The 19,977-nt window shown below is 42.6% G+C and carries 17 protein-coding genes; all 17 read right to left on the bottom strand.

Annotated elements, in window-relative coordinates; all coding sequences use genetic code 11:
• Positions 1 to 59: 59 nt before the first annotated feature.
• The 17 genes from G7090_RS05195 to G7090_RS05115 all read right to left on the bottom strand — a co-directional run bounded on the left by G7090_RS05195 (position 60) and on the right by G7090_RS05115 (position 19,303).
• The gene (locus tag G7090_RS05195; protein WP_166181726.1) at positions 60 to 1,061 is read right to left on the bottom strand and encodes a hypothetical protein; all 1,002 of its coding nucleotides are present in this window, start codon (positions 1,059 to 1,061) and stop codon (positions 60 to 62) included.
• 7 nt (positions 1,062 to 1,068) lie between these two features.
• Positions 1,069 to 2,004 carry an ACP S-malonyltransferase gene (locus G7090_RS05190; protein ID WP_166181725.1) on the bottom strand — a complete coding sequence of 312 codons (936 nt, stop codon included), beginning with the start codon at positions 2,002 to 2,004 and terminating at the stop codon, positions 1,069 to 1,071.
• Between the two features lie 10 nt (positions 2,005 to 2,014).
• A complete protein-coding gene (locus G7090_RS05185) occupies positions 2,015 to 3,376 on the bottom strand; it encodes a hypothetical protein (protein ID WP_166185092.1) in 1,362 nt (453 codons plus the stop codon).
• A 23-nt stretch (positions 3,377 to 3,399) separates the two neighbouring features.
• Positions 3,400 to 4,146 (bottom strand): outer membrane lipoprotein-sorting protein, encoded by a 747-nt coding sequence (locus G7090_RS05180; RefSeq protein WP_242685376.1) that lies wholly within the window; start codon positions 4,144 to 4,146, stop codon positions 3,400 to 3,402.
• Positions 4,147 to 4,197: 51 nt separating this feature from the next.
• Complete coding sequence (locus G7090_RS05175; RefSeq protein ID WP_371811832.1) at positions 4,198 to 5,442, bottom strand: ABC transporter permease; 1,245 nt, start codon at positions 5,440 to 5,442, stop codon at positions 4,198 to 4,200.
• A 66-nt stretch (positions 5,443 to 5,508) separates the two neighbouring features.
• Positions 5,509 to 6,159: a hypothetical protein gene (locus tag G7090_RS05170; RefSeq protein ID WP_166181722.1), complete on the bottom strand. Its 651-nt coding sequence runs from the start codon at positions 6,157 to 6,159 to the stop codon at positions 5,509 to 5,511.
• Positions 6,160 to 6,190: 31 nt separating this feature from the next.
• Positions 6,191 to 6,850 (bottom strand): ABC transporter ATP-binding protein, encoded by a 660-nt coding sequence (locus G7090_RS05165; protein WP_166181721.1) that lies wholly within the window; start codon positions 6,848 to 6,850, stop codon positions 6,191 to 6,193.
• 18 nt (positions 6,851 to 6,868) lie between these two features.
• Positions 6,869 to 7,837: an ATP-binding protein gene (locus G7090_RS05160; protein ID WP_166181720.1), complete on the bottom strand. Its 969-nt coding sequence runs from the start codon at positions 7,835 to 7,837 to the stop codon at positions 6,869 to 6,871.
• A 7-nt stretch (positions 7,838 to 7,844) separates the two neighbouring features.
• Entirely contained in the window at positions 7,845 to 9,059 is a 1,215-nt protein-coding gene (locus G7090_RS05155) for a beta-ketoacyl synthase N-terminal-like domain-containing protein (protein WP_166181719.1), read from the bottom strand.
• A 4-nt stretch (positions 9,060 to 9,063) separates the two neighbouring features.
• The gene (locus tag G7090_RS05150; protein ID WP_166185089.1) at positions 9,064 to 11,622 is read right to left on the bottom strand and encodes a beta-ketoacyl-[acyl-carrier-protein] synthase family protein; all 2,559 of its coding nucleotides are present in this window, start codon (positions 11,620 to 11,622) and stop codon (positions 9,064 to 9,066) included.
• 98 nt (positions 11,623 to 11,720) lie between these two features.
• Positions 11,721 to 12,881, bottom strand: coding sequence for an aminomethyltransferase family protein (locus tag G7090_RS05145; RefSeq protein WP_166181718.1), 1,161 nt, complete (start codon positions 12,879 to 12,881; stop codon positions 11,721 to 11,723).
• A 36-nt stretch (positions 12,882 to 12,917) separates the two neighbouring features.
• Entirely contained in the window at positions 12,918 to 13,199 is a 282-nt protein-coding gene (locus tag G7090_RS05140) for an acyl carrier protein (RefSeq protein ID WP_166181717.1), read from the bottom strand.
• Between the two features lie 21 nt (positions 13,200 to 13,220).
• Positions 13,221 to 13,769, bottom strand: a complete 549-nt coding sequence (locus tag G7090_RS05135) for a 3-hydroxyacyl-ACP dehydratase FabZ family protein (RefSeq protein ID WP_166181716.1) — start codon at positions 13,767 to 13,769, stop codon at positions 13,221 to 13,223.
• 3 nt (positions 13,770 to 13,772) lie between these two features.
• Positions 13,773 to 14,528 carry an SDR family NAD(P)-dependent oxidoreductase gene (locus G7090_RS05130; protein WP_166181715.1) on the bottom strand — a complete coding sequence of 252 codons (756 nt, stop codon included), beginning with the start codon at positions 14,526 to 14,528 and terminating at the stop codon, positions 13,773 to 13,775.
• 19 nt (positions 14,529 to 14,547) lie between these two features.
• Complete coding sequence (gene acpS, locus G7090_RS05125) at positions 14,548 to 14,916, bottom strand: holo-ACP synthase (RefSeq protein ID WP_166185086.1); 369 nt, start codon at positions 14,914 to 14,916, stop codon at positions 14,548 to 14,550.
• Positions 14,917 to 14,935: 19 nt separating this feature from the next.
• Complete coding sequence (locus tag G7090_RS05120; RefSeq protein ID WP_166181714.1) at positions 14,936 to 16,582, bottom strand: ShlB/FhaC/HecB family hemolysin secretion/activation protein; 1,647 nt, start codon at positions 16,580 to 16,582, stop codon at positions 14,936 to 14,938.
• Between the two features lie 57 nt (positions 16,583 to 16,639).
• Complete coding sequence (locus G7090_RS05115; protein ID WP_166181713.1) at positions 16,640 to 19,303, bottom strand: filamentous hemagglutinin N-terminal domain-containing protein; 2,664 nt, start codon at positions 19,301 to 19,303, stop codon at positions 16,640 to 16,642.
• Positions 19,304 to 19,977 lie beyond the last annotated feature (674 nt).

The following is a 19,977-nucleotide window of genomic DNA, read 5'->3' as shown; positions in this document are numbered from 1 at the left end:
CGCAGTTGCTCACCACGTTGCGGGAGTAGGCGAAGTGGCAGTGGTGGAGAATTAATTACTTACCAATGGGCCCCCTTCTTCTCGATACCGTCGCAGCGCAAGAACATGTCACAGGACGTCATGAAATCATTGTGCCAGAGCCAATATACGTGCAGATAAAAATAGCTTGCTGCAGGCAGTATGCACAGTAAGAAATAGATAACGAAAGTTATGGTCCAGCCTGCTAGCGTTAAAATTATACCCACTATCACTATCCACACGGACTCGACAATCAGCAGTAGAAATAACCTGATCCATAAGGGTTTCTCATACAGCGTAGGGGCTGGCATTGTCTGGGATAAACTGAAATCGAACTCTTTCAGGAATAGTCGGCCCATAAACTGGTAACGTCTGGAGGGCAGCGCGAACAACAGGTTCATAACCAGCACGATGGCGCAGAGGATCAGCATCGCCACCATCAAACGAGCTGAAAAGTAGCCCTCTGATAACGAGAAATCATCATGCATGTGTAATGGACTGACAATTAGGCCACTGATCAGAAAAGTAATGAAGACATTAAAGCAAACATAGTGATGTAATGTTCGATATTTCAACTTATTAGCGACAGCATGCTTCATCTGTTTAACATAACTTTCTCTGGCAAATCTAAACACCAGGTAGATCAGCAGTGGCGACATGATTGCAAGCGTTAGCATCGCGTATACAGGTGTGAGAAGTAATACGCAGCTGCTTACTGCCAGGTAGAATACCCCCCAGCATAGAACGTTGATGACAACCGGATTCCAGAGAAGGATTTCATAGCGTGAGGCTGATTTACCATGAAAATATGAGAAATCAATATTCTTTATTCCACATTTGTAAGCCCAATAATGTTTTAATTCATAGAGGGACTTAAACAGGATCAGTGACAACAGAGTACTAATACCCCATACATCTTCCAGCGTTACGTTATAGCCGATATTCTTCCAGTAAAATGCAAGTAACAGTAGAGTAACCGCGTACAGAAAAGGGATAAGCTTTTTATCCTGGAAACGAATAAATGTTAAATAATCAGGGATCATAATGGCCTCATTGTATTCCGGTAAGCTGCTTACAATGAACAACTGTTTCTGGCATAAACTGAGAGAAATCACTGAGTATCTGCCCCAGGTAGGGCTTATTGCTTATTTCCATAAACGTCACTGGCCTGGATAGCTGTAAACAAGCCGACATTGTTTTTGTCCATTGCACGGTATGGGTCAAATGTAGCGATAGATTTTCCTTGATTTGCTCCGGGCTGAACTCTGCCTGCCCGGTCACATTCATTAGCACCGCATATTCTGGAGGTGTAATGTCGACCCCACGAAGGAAATCACGCATCTGCTGAACGCCTTCAGTCATCAAACGGGTATGCCAGGCGCCGCTAACGCCCAATTTTACCGCCTCAAGGCCAGAATCCAGCAACACTCGGGAGAATTGACTCAAATCAGAAATCGTACCGCCGATGACCTGCTGCCGCGGGCTATTATCACAGCTAATATCTACCGGTAGTGCAGAAGATGAAATCAGGTTTCTCATGGTCCGGGAATCAACCCCTTTTACCGCCAGCATAGCCCCCTTATGAACTTTACTTAAATTGTTCATAATCTCTGCCCGGGCGTGGATCATTTTGAACAATGTTTCCAGGGTCATCGCACCCGCAGCATAGAGAGCGCTGTATTCACCTACACTGTGCCCACAGGACGCCACTGTTGTGGCATTTTCAATTTTTTCAGCGCAAAGACTGTGTAAAGTAACATTAATTGCCGTAACGGCAATCTGTTGAACGGTGGTCTGCACCAGACGATTCATTGGGCCTTTCTGGCATAAACGCCGAATATCCATCCCTGTGATATCGCTGGCACAATCCCAGATATGTTTTGTCGTTGTGTTCAGATCCCAGACATCGGCACCCATACCAATAACGGGGTTGCCCTGGCCGGCAAAGAGAAGAACCAGCGGTTGTGTTGAATCATGTATTACCATAAAAATATCCTTATAAATGGTATTTAAAGCCTGCATAAACGCCGATAGTTTCGCCAAAAAGCGCAAATTCAGAAGTCTGGCTGCCAAGGGCGCTATACAACCCGGTATAGACTTCAGCTTTATCGTCCATACCCGTCAGGGGTTTAACATAGTGGGTACCGATTAGAGCACTTTGATCCACGATGTTCATAACCAGATAAGGTTGAAGCGTAGAGCGATCGTCGTTTCGAAAACTGGCATACGCATTAACATAGTGCTTGCCTTGTAACATTCCTTTGTTTGATGTATTGCTGATTTCCGATCCCATTAAATACTTATAATTATCAAAAGCTCTATCAATTAACGCATAACCGGTATTATTGTTCAGATAGCGGATGAATTCAGTTTGCTCACGCCATTGAGATTTAGAATAACCTTCGCTTTGTAAATAGTACTCGAGACCGAAGACGCTCAGCCGGTCCGTTGTATATTGCCCGCCTATTTCAAACTCCAGGCCTCTTTTATTTTCTATGGAGTAGAGCGATGAAGGAAACTGCCAGTCCTGAACTTGAGCGCTTTTTTTGCCAGAAAAATGTCGCCACTGCTGGGCAGTGTGCAATGCGACTTCAGCATTAAGTATAAATTGCGACGTAGCAGTGTAACTGTTCGCTATCGCAATCGAGGGGGAATCACCCAGCAGGAGGTTTACAGAAGGCGTATGATTTTTGAATCGGTAATCGGTATAGCTCAACAGATAGCGTTCTGAACTGTTAGATCGCTCATTCGCAGACCAGTTGCTGGATGATTCATAGTATTTTTTTATACTTGCAAGCTTAGGTGCTACAGTGAGACTAAGGGCATAGTGACGGAACTCTTTTGATAAACGCCCTCCCCAGATTGACTCATTGTAAACCGACTTCATGCCCGTGTCATAAAGCCGGGTAGGCTTAAACGCAGCATAAAATGTGGTTAGAAGCGTTGCAGGCGATCTTAAAAAAAACGTGCCTTGTGGCGTGCTGAGTTTCCCCCCTTCAATTCGTACGCTATCAGAAAAAGCGTATGTCAACCGAAGCTGATCAATGAGAAGCTTTGAACGATTAGTGTCTTTCTCAAACGCCCCCACGCTAAGTGAGGGGTAATAACCCAGAGCATAAAATGAAAAATCCAGATCCAGGGCATCCTTAATCAGAGCACATGCGCTGCTAAGCTTCAGGCTGATATCATTGTAAACGTTATCTGCAGTATAGGGATTACTGCCTTTGATCCGCCATACTGAGCTCTTCTTGTTTACATACGAGGCTTGCGCTGTAAGAACAACATCAGCGTTGCCTTTAAGATCATCGCCAGAAATACAGTCGGCCTGTACACCTGTTGTTATTAATGAGGCTGACATCCCCCAAAATAGTGCAGGCAATCTCACTTTATGCCTCTCTGGATTGATTCTTTGGTAAAGTGAAATTCAGGTAAAGATTCAAGTCGCACATCACTGTATTTCATTACCGAATAACCTTTATTATGCCGTGCATTCTGCACGACTATTTCCGTTGGCCGAGACTTACCTAACACTAACTGGTAGTTTTGATACAAGACAGTCTTGAGTAATTTATCATCCAGTGAGTAATACGACGCTTTATAAGGCCGATACTCTCCATCCTTCTCAACCAAATAGATTACTTTTGGGTATGTCACTTCATCGAATTTACGAACCAACGATAGCCTGTAACAGATTTTGTCCCCGCACGGTTCTTCACCTACTAGCGTCGAATTATAAGCATATTCAAAATTAGTCACTATAACGTCACCATTAGATATTTGCCCCATTAGCCGTTGTGTACGGGATATTGGTATAGGGCGACGCAGTTCAGGCGTATAGAACCAAAGCTGATACCAGTCAGATAACATTACCTTTCCTTTATCACGTGGAGGATAGATAAATCTGGCCAGTGAACGAGCATCGGCCTGAACACCGTTTGCAGGTTTCATAAAGCGCATCGATATATCCAGAACCTGCTTATTAACCGGTTCTGATTCGCCATCCTTAAACTCAAGCACCGTCACGGTGTATCGGAAGGGTTCATTTGGGGAACGGACCTCATCCGATAATCTAATGATATCAAGCACATTTATACCTGCGGCATCGGACAAGGCATACGATGAATACATGCAGGCTAAAAGAACAAATAACTGAAATACATTCTTTTTCATCTTTTATCCTTAAGAAAATTTAAATGCATCAGTAATATTAAGCCGCGCTGCACGGAATGCAGGCAATATTGAAGCCAGAGAAGCAGTTAATATGGGTAACACAAGCGTTATCCAGACCAGTTCAACATTGTTAGTTTCAATAAACGCAGTATATCCAATGGACTGACCTGGAGAGGGTGGCATTGCAATGCCATATAAATTAATCATGGCTGCAAGGGCATAACCCACAATCAAACTACCCAGGGCTCCTGTAATTCCTATGAAAATACCTTCCAACCAGAATAGTTGAGTAACATGCCAGGATTTTAATCCAATGGCTCGCAAAGTCGTAATTTCCCGGGTTCGCTCTGTGATGCTCATCGTCATTGAATTACCGATCATGAATACCACGATGAGCGCCACGATAAGCTTGATGAAAAAATAAATACCTGACAACATCCCTTCAACCTGCTGATAGAAAAGAGACATCTCCTTCCAGTCTTTAACAATTAAAGGTAAATTATTTTTGGCGATATAATCTTTTAATTTAACCATGAAGGCCTCAACATCATCATTATTAAGCAGAATAAGTATTCTGCTTACGCCATCGGTCTCCATGATGCGCTGTGCGGTAGCCAGCGGGACTTTTATGGCCGTATCATCATAATCTTTTATCCCGGATTCAAATACACCGCGTACTTTCAAAGATAAGGCTCCTTGCCCGCCTGCGGTGTTGACGACCATAACATCAAGCCAGTCTGCATATTGGGCATTGAGTGTCCTGGCCAGACCACTGCCTATGGTGATTTCATCGTGTTTTACGCGCGATAAATCACTACCAGAGACAATTTTATCAAAGGCGCCTAATTTTAATGCGGGCAGAGGCTCAACTCCTTGTGCCGAAAAATAGGTAGATGTTTCATTCTCATAATGAGAAATAATACCAGCAAATTCTAGCTGCCCTGAGATCGTCGAAATATCTTTTGCTAAGTTAGCATCAGTTAATATTCCACGTTTAAGTTCTGAGTAATTATTAATGAGCGTCTTGTTTTTGTTCGCCGTATCAAAATAGCCATTATTGTAAATCTGCACATGGCCAATATTGGTACGGATTGTCTGTTCTTTCAGGATCCAGAAAGAATAGTTAATAAAGCCACCATATAAAAAAATTGCGACGCCACCTAAAATTATGGCGGACAAAGTCGAAAACGTTCTTCTGCGATGCCTGAAAAGATTAAGTAATGAAAACTTGGTGTCACGAAAACGTGTAGCCATGCATAATAAAACGTATGCAATGATAAACACGACGATGCAATTGATAAATATCATATCCTTTGACATTTACTCACCTTTAACCAATGGAACAATGATATTTGTTACCTCATCTATATCCCAGGGGGGAGTATTACCTGAGGTGATATCGATTTCTGCACCTTCATCACTGGCTTTGATTTTTTGCAGAAACTGGCTTGCCAAATTAGTCTCACCGCAATTTATAAGCGACCTATAATTCATTGCATTGATATTAGATATCAGCCTGGCACTGAACTTATTATTTTCACTTAACAAAATATCCGCGTCAGAAACTGTAATAACACAGCGACCAAGATTTGCGGGTAAATAAGCATCAACCCTGGCACGCAAATATCTTACACGGGGATCTTTTTCATTTAAATCAACTGCCTCATCGAGATAGAAGAACCCAGTCTTGGCATATTCAGAAGCGTTGATGATATCATTTACAGTTTTAAAGTAATCAGCCTGCTTCAACATTCCATAAGCATAAAAAATAAGCGAAGTGACATTCCCGGTATGCTTATACTCCTGTAACAAATCCTCAGTCGTATTTGCTAATGCCACCGGCTGCGTCGGGAATTGATTTCGTAAAACATTTTCAACAACAGGAACATGAGACGAAACCGCGCTGGCATTACTGGCGACGGCAGAGATGCACAAACAAAGCAGCCTAAAAAATTTACTGAGCTGAGTCATAGGCTAATGCTCCATCCCTGATCTCCACCACTCACCGGGCACGCTCCTTTAACTGGGTAGAATGCGTTGAAATGATAAAGGTTGTACCTGTTTCATGATTGATTTTGACTAAGAGATCCATTATCGCGTCCCCTGTCGCCTGATCAAGATTACCGGTCGGTTCATCTGCAACGATAACCTGAGGTTGATGCGCGAGCGCTCTGGCAATAGCGACGCGCTGCTGCTGCCCGCCTGACAACTGGCCAGGCTTACGATCGCGAAAATCGGCCAGTCCTACGCTGTCAAGGAAATGTAAAGCACGTTCTTTAGCCGCGTTTGTAGCAAAATGCCCATTTAGTACCAGCGGATAAAATACATTATCAAACGCATTCAGCACCGGTATCAGATTGAAAAACTGGAATATAAAACCTAAATGCTTGCTGCGGATTGTCGCCAGGTCGTTCTCTGGAAGCTCACTCAGCAGTTTATTAAGAAATAGCACATAGCCCGCTGATGGCTTATCGATACCTGAAAGTATATTAAGCAAGGTACTTTTGCCGCTACCTGAAGGTCCACATAATGCCAGAAACTCACCATGAGCAATTTCAATATTTATATTTTTGAGCGCATCAACTTTATTTTCTTTAAAGCCATAGCTCTTATAAATGCCATTTAAAGAAATAGCAGAAAGTTCCTTTACATTGGATCGCATTCTTCTCCACCTGCCCGGTTAGTACCAGGTATCAAAAAAATTATAGCCGCCCACTTCATCCGGTAAGATTGTTCTCATCTTTCCTTCACGCAAACAATGGTCTGAGATATATTGCCAACCTAATGCGGGAGTCAGGCAACCACTACTACCGTAGAGCTGGACAAGATCGATCGTCTTTGCATGCGGATTCGATGTGGGTGAAATCTGGTTATACCTTCCGGCATAGCAAAGCAATTCATTATCTGAACCCGCAAATTGTTCTCTATTGTGCAGCTTATTGTTCCCATCAGCCACATATGAGCCGCAACTTATCTTCAGGGCACTTTCTCTCTTACTAAAGATAAAGCATCCAATGCGCTCAACGGATATATTAATACATGTTGATCTCTCGGTTTTTCTGATACGCTCTGTATCCATGCACTCAGCTGTAAATTCCAGTAATGGTACCGCACGATAAGCACCGCAAACGATCACAAACTCGAAGCTATCCCAGTTCAGATAATCTTGTGCCATACGCATCGCTTGTAGAAATGCGTTTTTCTCGCCACGTATTTTGCAAGTGGCATCACTTACAGAGAATTTCTTAATCAAATTTTTAGGTAGCGTATCAATTACAGAGGTATGTAGCGCACTAATATTTTTCTCAAACGAAGCAGATTCCCCCCATGAATCCACATAGATAAATGCGGTACGGGATTTGAGTAAATGCATGCGCTCTTTTGTTAGCAAGCCATAAAGTGCTTGATTCGATGCTTTCTCCATTGCATCGATATAGGGCATATAGTGCGGCTTGCGAACCACTTCCCTTATATATGCGTCTGGCATTGTTCCAAAGCGTTTAAATCCCCAGCCGTTTGCGCCTGTGTTTTTTAGGGCGTTTTTATAGGAGTAGGATTCCCAGACATTCAACCAACTCGGATAGTAAAGATGTAATGGCTCTTCAGGCTCTACGAAAGAATAGGATGATAAGTACATAAAATTTTCCATAATCCGTTTAGTCCTTATCCGTGTTGGTTAGCAAAACAGCGATCATAGACCCATCAACACCCATCCCCGTTTTCAGAAGATGAGTTTTATTATGCTGAATGGCCGTTTTACCCTGAAGGACATGGCGAGCAATATCTTCTGTAATATCATCATTTTTGATCGGCGTGATTATTTCGCGGTGGGTTAACGTGTAATCTCCGATGATCAAATCAATCAGGCCAGACCCGGTTGCGGTATAACCGATTTGGCCTTTATAAGCCAGGACAGGAAGTATTCTATCGCCCGCCAACAGACTGATGGTTTTCGCCTCTATGCAATCGCTCATCTCTGCCCCGTTACCATGCGGGATAAAAGCACACAGATCGTCTATTTCTATCTCTGAGTCCTTAAGGAGTTTATTGATTAACTTCAACATACTGGTGCTTTGCCAGGAGGCATCAAAACTTCTGCTGGCATTAATCTGATTATAAAGCGACTTTATTCTCACTCCCCCGCTCACATATCTGGCCTGGCGGTAATGGCTGCTTTCAAGCAGTAAGACACTATAGCCCTCAGCAAAGTTAACGCCTTTGCTATTTCGACCAAACGGCTGCACAATGCTGGAGTCGAGCATCGACTGGGTTGAAAGAAACCAGATATCCTGAGTTTTTATTTTTGAGATATTGATTACGAGCGCCAGATCAATCCCCCCACGCTCGATTGCCTGACTACTTAAATGTATAGCTGTCAGGGCCGAATTACTGGTGCAGTTCAGATTCGGAGGAAGATACTTCAGGCTATACCTTTTCGCCAGAGTCCTGGACAAATTATCCTGAGACATATTCGCTACGCATAAATGGGCTATTGAAGGTGTACATTTAATATCTTCAACATCATTCTGATCATAAAAAGCTTTATAATCCATCCAGTCTACGCGTGGACCAATGCCTGTCAGGTAAACTCTGACATTCTCTCCAGCCAGGCACGACTCATCGAGACCGGCCTGAAGAAGAGCGTTATCAATCAGGCGGTACAGCAGGTCAACATCGCTGTCTTTGACCTGCTGCAGTTTTGCGACCTGCTTGTTTCCATTAAAACCGCATTTGATAGCTTCAGTATCAGATTTGAACCACGGAGACAGTAGTACACGTTCGCCGCGTTTCAAATTATTTATTAACTGTGTGCTGCTATCTGCAAACGGTAAATAAACACTATAGCCAGAAATAATAGACGTCCTGTCCACTGGCTTATCCCTTAATCACGAATGCATAATAATTTCCACCTTCAGTTGCTCCGACTAACAATGCATAGCCGATAGCAATGTTCTGTGGATGGCGCACAAAATTAATGCGCTCGTCTACAAAGGTTTGGGTGTAAGGAATAGCAGGTACCGATTGTTTCTTAATGCAATCAATAAGCACCATCAGGTTAAGCAAACCAGCGGATGAAGCAACAAAGCCAAAGAAGGCGTTGTAATTCACCACAGGAATATGCGGTTTTTCCTGATGGAAAGCGTCATAGATAGCATCAATTTCAATTTTTGCGCTTTCTGCGCTGCCATTACTGGTGCCACAGACCAAGTCGATGTCTTTAGCATTGATGCCGGCATCCCTCAGCGCACGTTGAATCGCGAGCGACATAGCATTGGCTTTCTCGTCCAGTCGAGCAGCATCAAAGTAGCTGTTGCTACATGATTTGCCATAGCCTGCGACTTCTGCAAGCACTTCGGCACCGCGCGCAACTGCAGCTTCGGGATCTTCCAGTAGTAGCATGCAGGCACCTTCACCGGGAACATACCCTTTCGCCTCTTTAGCATAGATTTGGTAATCACGAGCATCAGAAGTCATATGGATTTTTTGCGTGACCGCATCCATATACAGTGACATCGAAGGGAAATATTCATCTGCCCCCCCTACAATGACTTGCGGTTGAAGCTGCTGGCGAATAATTTCATAGCCATAGGTTAATGCCCCCAGAGCCGCGTTTTCGCCTGTAGCAAGGGTGGTTGTATAGCCTTTTACGCCTTCAGAAATGCCACAAAACGTCGCAATCGAATTCATCAGCGAGCCTGGGAATTCTGACGTGCGCACTTTTCCTGGATCCGGTTTGAGGCTTTGCAGGTATTTATACGTTGTTTCTTGCGGGCCACGGGACATGCCCATCACCATCCCAAGTTCTTCTCCGTCACGCTTAATCCGGCGCTTCGCCTTATTTAATGCTTCTGACAGTGCGATCAGTGCAAAAGTCCCGCCGCGAGTGGCTTTACGCGGATCGAAGCGGCGTAAATGCTTACGTGGTTCAAGTTCAGTGACCTGGAAAGTTTTAAAATTCTCTTCCTCATCCGGAAGCTTGTTCGCATTAATGGCATACTCATTGCCAAACAGCTCTGTGAACTGGTTTGTTTTTACCAGCACAGCCAGCAGTTCTTTGACTTCCTGAAGCGTATCTTCAGGGAAAACGGTGTCACCCAGATCAATCGCTTTGTCGTTCTTCCAAATACGTTCCAGTATTTCATTAATTTGATGCCCAATGGCAGTGACAGCGCCAATGCCTGAAATAGCAACCCGCTTAGCATCATAGGAGGTTACGGGAACAGAACATGGTTTAGTGCTCACAATCATGCAGCAGTTATTGCCGCCGAATGCGTAGTTATTTTTCATAAAAATATTGATGTCTTTCTGCCGGAAATCGTTCGCAACGTAATCCAAATCGCAGTTAGGACGTGCTACAGAAAAGTTTAACGTAGGCAGAACATTTTTCTCAGGTAGCGTAACCAGGCAAGCAATAAGTTCCACAATGCCTGCTGCCCCTATGTTGTGACCAAAATAAGATTTGGTAGAGCTAATTAACAGCTTCTCAACATTGGGGAAGACTTTTTTCATCGCCAGCGTTTCGATCTGATCGTTCGCTTCTGTACCCGTGCCGTGCGCGTTGACATAATCGATCTGATCCGGCGTAACGCCTGCATTCTCCATGGCTTTAAGCATGACCTGCACTGCACCGCTGGCCCGCGGGTCCGGGCCGGTTTCATGATACGCGTCGCAGGAGGTAGCATACGAGAGAATCTCACCATAAATGGTAGCGCCACGCGCAATCGCGTGATCGTAGTCCTCGAGCACAACCGCGCCCGCGCCTTCTCCGATTGACATACCTGAGTTACCAGAAAAAGGCGAGCAGGAGTCAGGATGCATGACATTTAGTGCGTAAAAGCCAGCAAAAGTCGGCAAGTAAATAGGTTCCGTACCGACGGCCAGCATGGCTTTACTTTTGCCATTCTGAATATAATCAAAAGCCATGCCGACCGCGTTCGGGCTGGCAGTACAGGCTGTTGCAACCAGCTCAACCCCACCTTTAATACCTAAAAGAGTAGAGACGCTTGAGCAACAGGAAGAAAATCCGCCAGAATAGAGCGCCTTACGTAACGAGAAGTCCTGAATACGCTGCTCAAACAGAGGAAGAAAGGCTTCGGTACCGGCAGAGGATACCCCGACAATTAACCCCATCTCCTCAAGGCAGTTGGCCGTACTGGCCAGACCCGCCTGATGCAGCGCATCTTTACCTACCTTATAAGCCCAAAGAGCAGCGTTATCCAGGGAGGCAACGATCTCCTCAGGTAGTTCAGAGTAGTCGATATCATGCAGCACTTCAGCAGCCCTGGCATTTTCAAACCAGGTTGAAAAACGCTCGCTGTCAGCAACACCGTTCTTTTTCTCCAACAATGCCTGCCGGAAGTCCTGAATATTTTCTGCAAGGGAAGAAAGAATACCCATGCCTGTAATAACGACTCTTTTTCTGCTCGTCTTCATCATTTCCTGCTGCTCTTTATAATTTATTTTTTCAGACAGAATTGTACCGTCAGAATAAATAATGATTAACACGGTCTACCCGTAAACTGTTATCCAGATTAAAGCGCGTTTTTCGCTTTTGTAACGTCAACGTAACTGTGTGCAGTTGGGTTAACCAGTAAACTCAAGTTATAAATAAAAGGCATAGATTGCGTTTTTGCTGCAACATCACCTTGAGCAGTGCTTATGGTAAAACCGTTAATATCAGACAGTGCAAATTCACGACAAATTAATGCTATTGCAATATAACTTTGCAACGCCGGAGAAAAAACAGCATTGATTACAACACCAATTTCCTGGCCATTAGCGAAGATTTTATCATTTGCATTTAAACAAGCACATTCTTCCGTAGGAATAACACCTACAACTTTACGTTCCGCTGTCTGCAAAGACAATTGTTCTACTGCCGCTTTGCCAATAAAATCTTCCTTGTCATACTGAATAGCCCATTGCATTTGTAGTTCGACAGGATTACGTGAATAATTGGCAAACAGGCTCTCATCCCAGCCTGTGTTTTCCATACGAACCATTTTCTGATAATCCAGGCCGCCAGTTTTAAGGAGATATTTCTCTCCGACTTCCTGTAATTTATGCCACAATTCAACCAATGAACGCTGTGGGCCAATCATTTTATAAGCAAATTCACCGTGTTTTCCACAGCGAAACACCATCAGACCATCATCGGTACTCATATATTCATGATAGGGTAAACCAATGACGTCAAATCCGTAAACCTCCGCCATAACCTCCCAGGAGTACGGCCCCTCAAGCATAATCACGCCCCAATCATCAACGTCCATTGATTTGATTTGTGGGACTTCCTGAATATCTAATTCCTCTGACTTCTCCAATGCCGAATTAAGGATATCAATGATATTCTGCACTGAGATATTCTCAGAAAGAATATAGTACCCCTCAGACGTGCAAAGCGTATAGATATCACCCAAGATGGTGCCATCTTCATTCAACATAAGAGAGTAAATCCCCTGCTCATCGCGAATGATTGAAATGTCAGCAGATGCAATATAATTGATAAGGGACCAGGCATCATCCCCCATCACACTCACGATAGACATATGCGAGTAATCAACCAGTAGCACGTTCTCCCTGATCGCTTTATATTCTTCTAAAATATCGTGATAAGCAGAGGGCACGGTTCTGTTGTTGTAAACGCCCATTTTTGCATTGTTGTTATAATGTACATCTGAAAGTAACATCATAAAATATCCTTATTTTATAAAAGTCTGAATGAATAATCAGGCGTTCTTTTTGTTGATAATAAATGTAGCCAGACTATTGATACTTCTCATATAAGACGGATCGTCGCCCTCTTCTACCTTGATGTTAAAGGCTTTGTCCAACATAACGATAATCTCCGTTGCATCCACGGAATCAAGCTTGAGCCCATTACCGAAAAGTGGGGTATCATCGTCAATCTGATGCTCATCACGCTGAATATTCAAACGCTGAATAATTTCGGTCTTAATAGTAAAAAGCACTGCTTTACGCTCGTTGATTTTCTCATTAATGTTTGTCATGAAATTCACTCCATTGATTGATTACAAAACTTCCCTAAAATTAATGATAGTACCCTGACTGATGATTTTTTTTCCTACGTTGGCGGTAACTGCGTAATGTTTAAAACCGTTATTGTCGGAAAATGCCAGTTTACTTAGTACCTCTATGGTATCACCTGGGTAAGCAGAGCCCTTAAACTTCAAATTTTGCGCAGCCAGAACCCCCCTGACTTTAGCCCGATGTGAATGTATTATCTCGAGTATGTCAGGTTGATCTATACGAGCGTGTATATCTCGTAACGTTCTACATTCCTCACCAGTTTTCACATGATGAATATCACAAACATCAGTCAAAAAAGAATAATATTCACTGGCTTGGCCAAAAATCTCTGAAATGATGGCCCCAGGCATGATGGGGTCTTCAGGGAAATGCCCAAGCAAATAGGGATCGTTATAACTAACATGTTTTACAACTTTAATAAAACCGTTCTCGCCATATTTATAATCGACTATTCTGTCAACCATCATCAAGGGTTGTCGCCATCCCCCCATGGCGAGGAAGGTTTTTGAAGGAATTGAGTATTTACACATACTTTAACGCATCACCATACCACCATCTATAACGATGGTTTGACCAACAATATAACTGGATGCGGCTGAACTAAGATAAACGATAGTGTTTGCCACTTCTTCACATTTTCCAAGACGCTTCAGCGGAATTGAGTTAATGATTTCGCGCACGACTGTCCGTGAAACCTTTTTAACCATTTTCGACTCAATCATTCCTGGCGCAACAGCATTTACACGGACACCTCGTGGTGCAAGTTCAGCTGCAAGGGTACGCGTAAAACTTAATATCGCACCTTTGGATGCACTATAGTTAATCTGACCAACGCTCGGCACAAGTGCAGCAATAGAGGCAACGTTAACGATTGTTGGGTTTTCTGATCCACGTAATAGCATCAATGTCTGTTTTGTCAGACAGAAGAGGCTAAGTAAATTAGTATTTATTACCGAACTAAAGTCATCAAAGCTCATTGATGCAAAGAGATTATCTTTAACGATACCGGCGTTATTTACCAGTACATCCAGTCGTCCTACCTCACTGGAAAGTCGGTCGCACAGGTCAGTAATCTCTTCCGGATTAGCCAGGTCGCACTGTAATATATGCAACCTTACGCCACCTGCATGTCCCTCTTTTAACTCCTTCAATTGTGTAGGATTAGACTTATAGAGTGCAAATACGGTGCATTCCTGCTCCAGAAATTTAGCACATATCTCAAGTCCAATATCACCACTGGCACCGGAGACTAGCACTATTTTATTAGCGAGGTCTTTATATTCAAACATATCAGTTTTGTACCTTGAGTTAATAAATAATGGTCGCCGCGATTGCATATGTACGGCAATGAGAGATACTAAGAGATACATCCATAATTCTCTGTTCCTCAAGGATTTCCTTCAACTTCCCTGACAGTATAAATTGTGGGCACCCATACTCATCATGAGTGACCTCTATATCATGAAAGCGAATTCCATTGCGAAACCCATACCCTATGGCCTTTACAATAGACTCTTTTGCTGCCCAGAATCCTGAGGCACGTTCATAATCTGGGTTGGCAATATTGATTTTTTCAATTTCATTGTTAGTAAACACGCGTTCAAGAAAACCAGACCGTTCGTTGTCAATTGCCTTCTTGATCCTTGCGACTTCCACAATATCAGTACCAATACGCATCATTTATTTGCCGCTATGGTTAAAGTTGATAACCCAAATTAAAATTCAGAATATATTTATCAACATCCATTTTTTTGGGGTAAAGAAAAGGAGCAGACAGTGAGAAATCATATTCCAGTGCCTTTACGCCACCTTTGATGCCAGCCACGCCCCCCAGGATTTTCTTTCCACTGAGGTCCTGTGTCGCGCCATCACCCACAATCTGTCCATAATCAGTACCAACGTAAGCAGTGATATTCTTATAACCAGTAATCATGTTTAACGTATTCTGTATATAAAAACCATTGTTCCCATCAATGCCAGCACTGTTTTCGAATCCACGAACGCTCCAGCGATTCCCCACCGTGAACTTATCTTGTAATGTCAGATTATCTGGGGAGTACTGTACACCCAGATTGAAATCGTAATAAGCATCAGTAGGTAAAGAAGTAAGCCATTTCATATAATTCACATTTAGATTCACAATCTGGCTTTGTGAACTTACATCCCCGCTGAGCATATCAGGCGTTTTCGAACCTCCTAGCGCTGGCATAAAACGTTGCCAGCTCAAGCTAGAATCTAACGTTGAACCGGAAAAATGTTGTTTATAGTTCAAACCTAAACGCAAATTACTCATATCTCGTTTTTGTAAAACGAGTTCTGTTCCTCCAAAGGTATAATCATATTTACGTCTGATGACCTCAGCGAAGGCAGACAGTTTTGAATTCGCATCTCGACGAAGCATTCTGTAACCCTTGAGACTTAGGTACTCTGTTTTACCTATATAATCAAAAGCATAACCACCAATATCAATTCCTTGCTTAGACTTACTACTACTATAAAAAACGCTAAATTTAGAATATCCAACGGGGAAGCTATAGTAAGTACTTATATTTTTATACCCGCCGGTTTGGCTACTTGTGCCTGCGAGATAAAACAGATCGCTTATTCTGGCTAAGTTATAAAGGTACCCCGTGGTACTAATAAGTTGATCCCCGGTACTTTTATCACCAAAATTATTGTATGACGTTCTGAAATTCCATTTCTTTACTCTTTGGGGATTAATCTCGACCTTACTGGTCCCATTTACATCACCAGGCAGGATCTTAATTTTAACATCCACCCCTGGCGTACGTTGAATATTCTCGAGTCCCTGCTCAATATCTCTTATATTAAGAATATCGCCTTTACCAAAAGGAAGAAACGATTTATTAATATCATCATCAGCAATGATGACCTCCGAAATACGTCCTGGTAGGATCTTCAGGAGCAGCTTTTTTGATAATAAATCCTGCGAGGGTGTTTCTACCCGAGTAGTGACATATCCTGAATTTATGAAATAATCTTGTACCAGTATCGCAGTTTTTTCAAGTCCCTTGACCCCAAGACACTTTCCGCTGACTTTATTTTTAATTTTTTTGATTCCACCATCATTTAAAAAATCGTTTTCTAATACTAGTTCATCGATCTTAAAACATGGCGTTTCTTGCGGAAACTCGCTATCAAAAACAGGTTTCTCTGTCACTTCAGAAAAAACATCTTTCTTTTCTACTTTGCTTCCCTGAAAAGATGTACTGTCATTATTTTTTTGTTCTTTGATAAGTCGCCCTAACTGTCCATCCGCTGCGGACTCGAAGCTGATGATTAAAAGAATAACAGTAACACTTAAAAGAGATCGAATTTCCATTTCTCATCCTGAGAAGGTAAAAGCAGCAATTACTCACTGCTTTTACCGGTGACTTAATTATTTACCGACGACAGTACCAAAGATATTCACAGTATTTGCACTATTCTGGAATCCCTTTGCTCCGCCCACTACGGCCCAAAAACCGGTGTTTACAAGATTTTTAGCATTAACGATCGCGTTGCCAGAAGTATACAAATTACTGTAGTTGTAAATGTTATTAGTTACGGCTAACTCCAGTCGAGAGTCAGCAACTAAGTTACTGTAGTTAGTAACGTTTTTTGCATTAACCTTTGTTGTGTATCCAGTGATATTACTCCCGATATTGTTAACTAAATCATTGTCGCTAGTAATGGTCAGGGCACGTTTAGACACAATATCCTTATTATTGGTAATTGATTTGCTTTTAACGGTTACATTACCATCAGCATTAATAGTATGATTATTTTTCAGGATACCTTTGGTATTTACAGTAACATCACCTGCTCCGCTGATCCATCCATCATTATGATAATCACCATTAATATTGATTAAAATATTCTTATCGGATGCGATGATACCTGATGCGGTGTTGTTATCAATTGAACCGTTACTTTTAAGCGATAAGGCGTTAGCATCGATGCGCAAATCGTCAGCAGCAAAAATTGTTGAATAATTACCACTTACTTTATTCGCATTGATCGTCATGCTGCCGGCATTTGCCGCAATTTGAGCCTTGTTACTGACCAGATCACCAGACAGATTAATATTAATATCACCGCTCTCAGCAACAATACGGCTATTATCACTGTTCACGCTTTTCGCGATAATATCAACACCCTCACCGCCCACTAGTCCACCTGTCTGATTGTTGAAGCCAAAATATTGACCAACGTAGTAAGCAAACCTATCCCCATAACTGGTATCGATATGATCAGCGGCTTTGATGGACAGGACTTTATCAGCAACAATCATCGAATATTTATTATCCACATCCGAACCAGACTCGATGTTAATATTTTTTGCAAGTATGATAGAACTGTCGTTGCTGACATGTTTAGCTTTGATGGATACGTCCCCCTCAGTTGAGGTAACAATACCCAGTTGACTATTGAAAGTATCAGTCAGATCTATATCAACGCCCTTAATTCCATTAATACCAGACTGGCTGGTCTGCAGAGAGCGGCCCTTGACTGAAATGTTTTCACTACTTTCAATTTTGCCCTGATAGTTATCAATATCTCTGGTTGTCTCTAACAGGATGTCCTTAGAGGACGCGATTTTTCCCAAACGGTTAAAAATGTAATCTGCAGAAATATTAATACCATTTCCTGCAATAATACCTAAAGATTCAGCACCGGTGGTATCGGCCGACATATTATTATTATTATAAATTGCCTTGGCCGTTTTCAACTTGACTGCGCCGACATTTGAACGAATTAGCCCAGTCTCGTTTGTAATGTTGCCGGAGCTTTCCACTTCAATGTCACCATATGAATCGATGACACCACCGCTATTATTAAGCGATGTATTTTTCAGGCCCACGTAATACCCATGAACCTTACCATTTCCGTTTTCAAATGTACCGGTCTCAAGGGCAACCACTGCCGCCTCAATACCTGCGTTTTTACCTTTGCCTGAGTTTGTCAGTTTTTGCTTATTAGTATTTACTGCCAGGGTATTGCCTGCGGCTAATTTACCATTGGTATTATTTAACGCACCGCTAGAAATGTAGGTATTTGATGTAGATGAGATGCTGCCAGAACTCGTATTGGTAATGACGTGTTTTGCAGTATCGATTGCAATCCCTTTACTGCTGGTGATTTCACCGGAAACGTTATCCAGCTTGCCATTGGTATTGATCGCGATATCACCGCTGGATTTAATCGTGGCGTTATTATTGATAAGCTTGCCATTACTCGCAATCCTCAGGCCCAAATCACCACCTGCAATGGTACCTTCGTTACGTACGCCCATACCGCTTTCTGTACTGATAAGGCTAATGCGATCGGCGTACATACCGCCCAATCTGGAAACATCCACCCCATAAGAGTTTGCGCGTCCTGAAGATTTCACCTGGCCTGTGACATTTCCATCCACATCTACTGCATTGTTACCAGCAACAACTGAAAGCTCGCCAACTTCAATAGCGCCAATCACCTTCACACTACGCGCCAGAATCTCGGTGGGAGATTCACTTTGCAAGCCGCCAACCGTAATATTGCCACCGTTTACAGAGTAACCGGTTAATTCGCCCTCTTTCAGACGAGGGGTACCGGTCGTTAACGTGGCTTTGGTGGCATTGATAAAACCACCGCCCTGAGTCGTGATACCATTCGGGTTAGCAATGATCAGATGAGCAGCGTCACCTGCAACTTCTATCATACCGTTGATGGTACTCGCATTTTTTGAAGTAACTTCATTCAGAATAACTTTTGCTGTTCCACCCGCGAGGTTAGAGTTAGCTGCAATTTGTCCGCCGATCACTGTATTCGTCGCGGTAGAAGAGTTGTTGAAAATCACCCCTTCTTTACCGACGTTCAGAGTTTCATAAACGTTATGCGAAAGCCCCTTACTGTTAGCTTCATTGATATTCACAACATTCACGCCATTAGCCGCTGACGTGACGTTGCCTCCGATAATAGAAATATCAGCTGCCTGCGCCATAACTGGCATAAGCACCAACAATGAAGCTGCCACAGGGTTTAACTTTAATGAACCAAACTTATTTTTACGATTTTTCATATAAACCTATTTTTGATAGTGTTGATTGCACATAGTCAAAAGTAAAAACACAACGCGCAAACATTGTTATTCATTATTGTCATTCACTTTTGACCCTCTTTAGCGTACTCATTATATTTGTGCGCTAAATTCTTAATTAGTAAACATCTGAATAATCACGGATGCCTTACACAAAGAATTAATGCGAAAGCAATCTTTTATTCATACATTGAAAGAGCGCATCTATGAGGATACTGAGGCTGGAAGCATGTGCGCGCAGCGGGGAAAAGACGACATTTTAAATTTAAATAAAAACATAAGACACTCCTTGTACTTGATGCTTTCACTCAGTGAAAAATCCCATTCCGGCTGCAAGCTATTGATATTCCCCTATCTACCTGCTGCGTTATGTTCGAGCGTCTCTCGCTCGCTATCCAAACCTGCTCATCTGACTCACAAGGCTTTAATACACGCGCTAGTTTTCCGTTTAACCTGATGAACGAAAAGTGAATTTTTCCTCCATAACATTAAAGCCTTACTTCAACATGTCTCAAATCGGCCTTGAGACATGTTTTTATGCGCTTTTGCATTAGAAAGAGTGAATAAGTATTACTACGCTTTTATTATAATAAAATAATTTAGATTTACAGAATCAATGATTAGTATCACTACAGAGGAAAAATAAGGGCAGGGGA

This window comes from Leclercia sp. 29361 (assembly GCF_011290365.1).
Classification (GTDB): domain Bacteria; phylum Pseudomonadota; class Gammaproteobacteria; order Enterobacterales; family Enterobacteriaceae; genus Enterobacter; species Enterobacter tamurae.
This window is presented reverse-complemented; position numbering and strand designations above follow the sequence as displayed.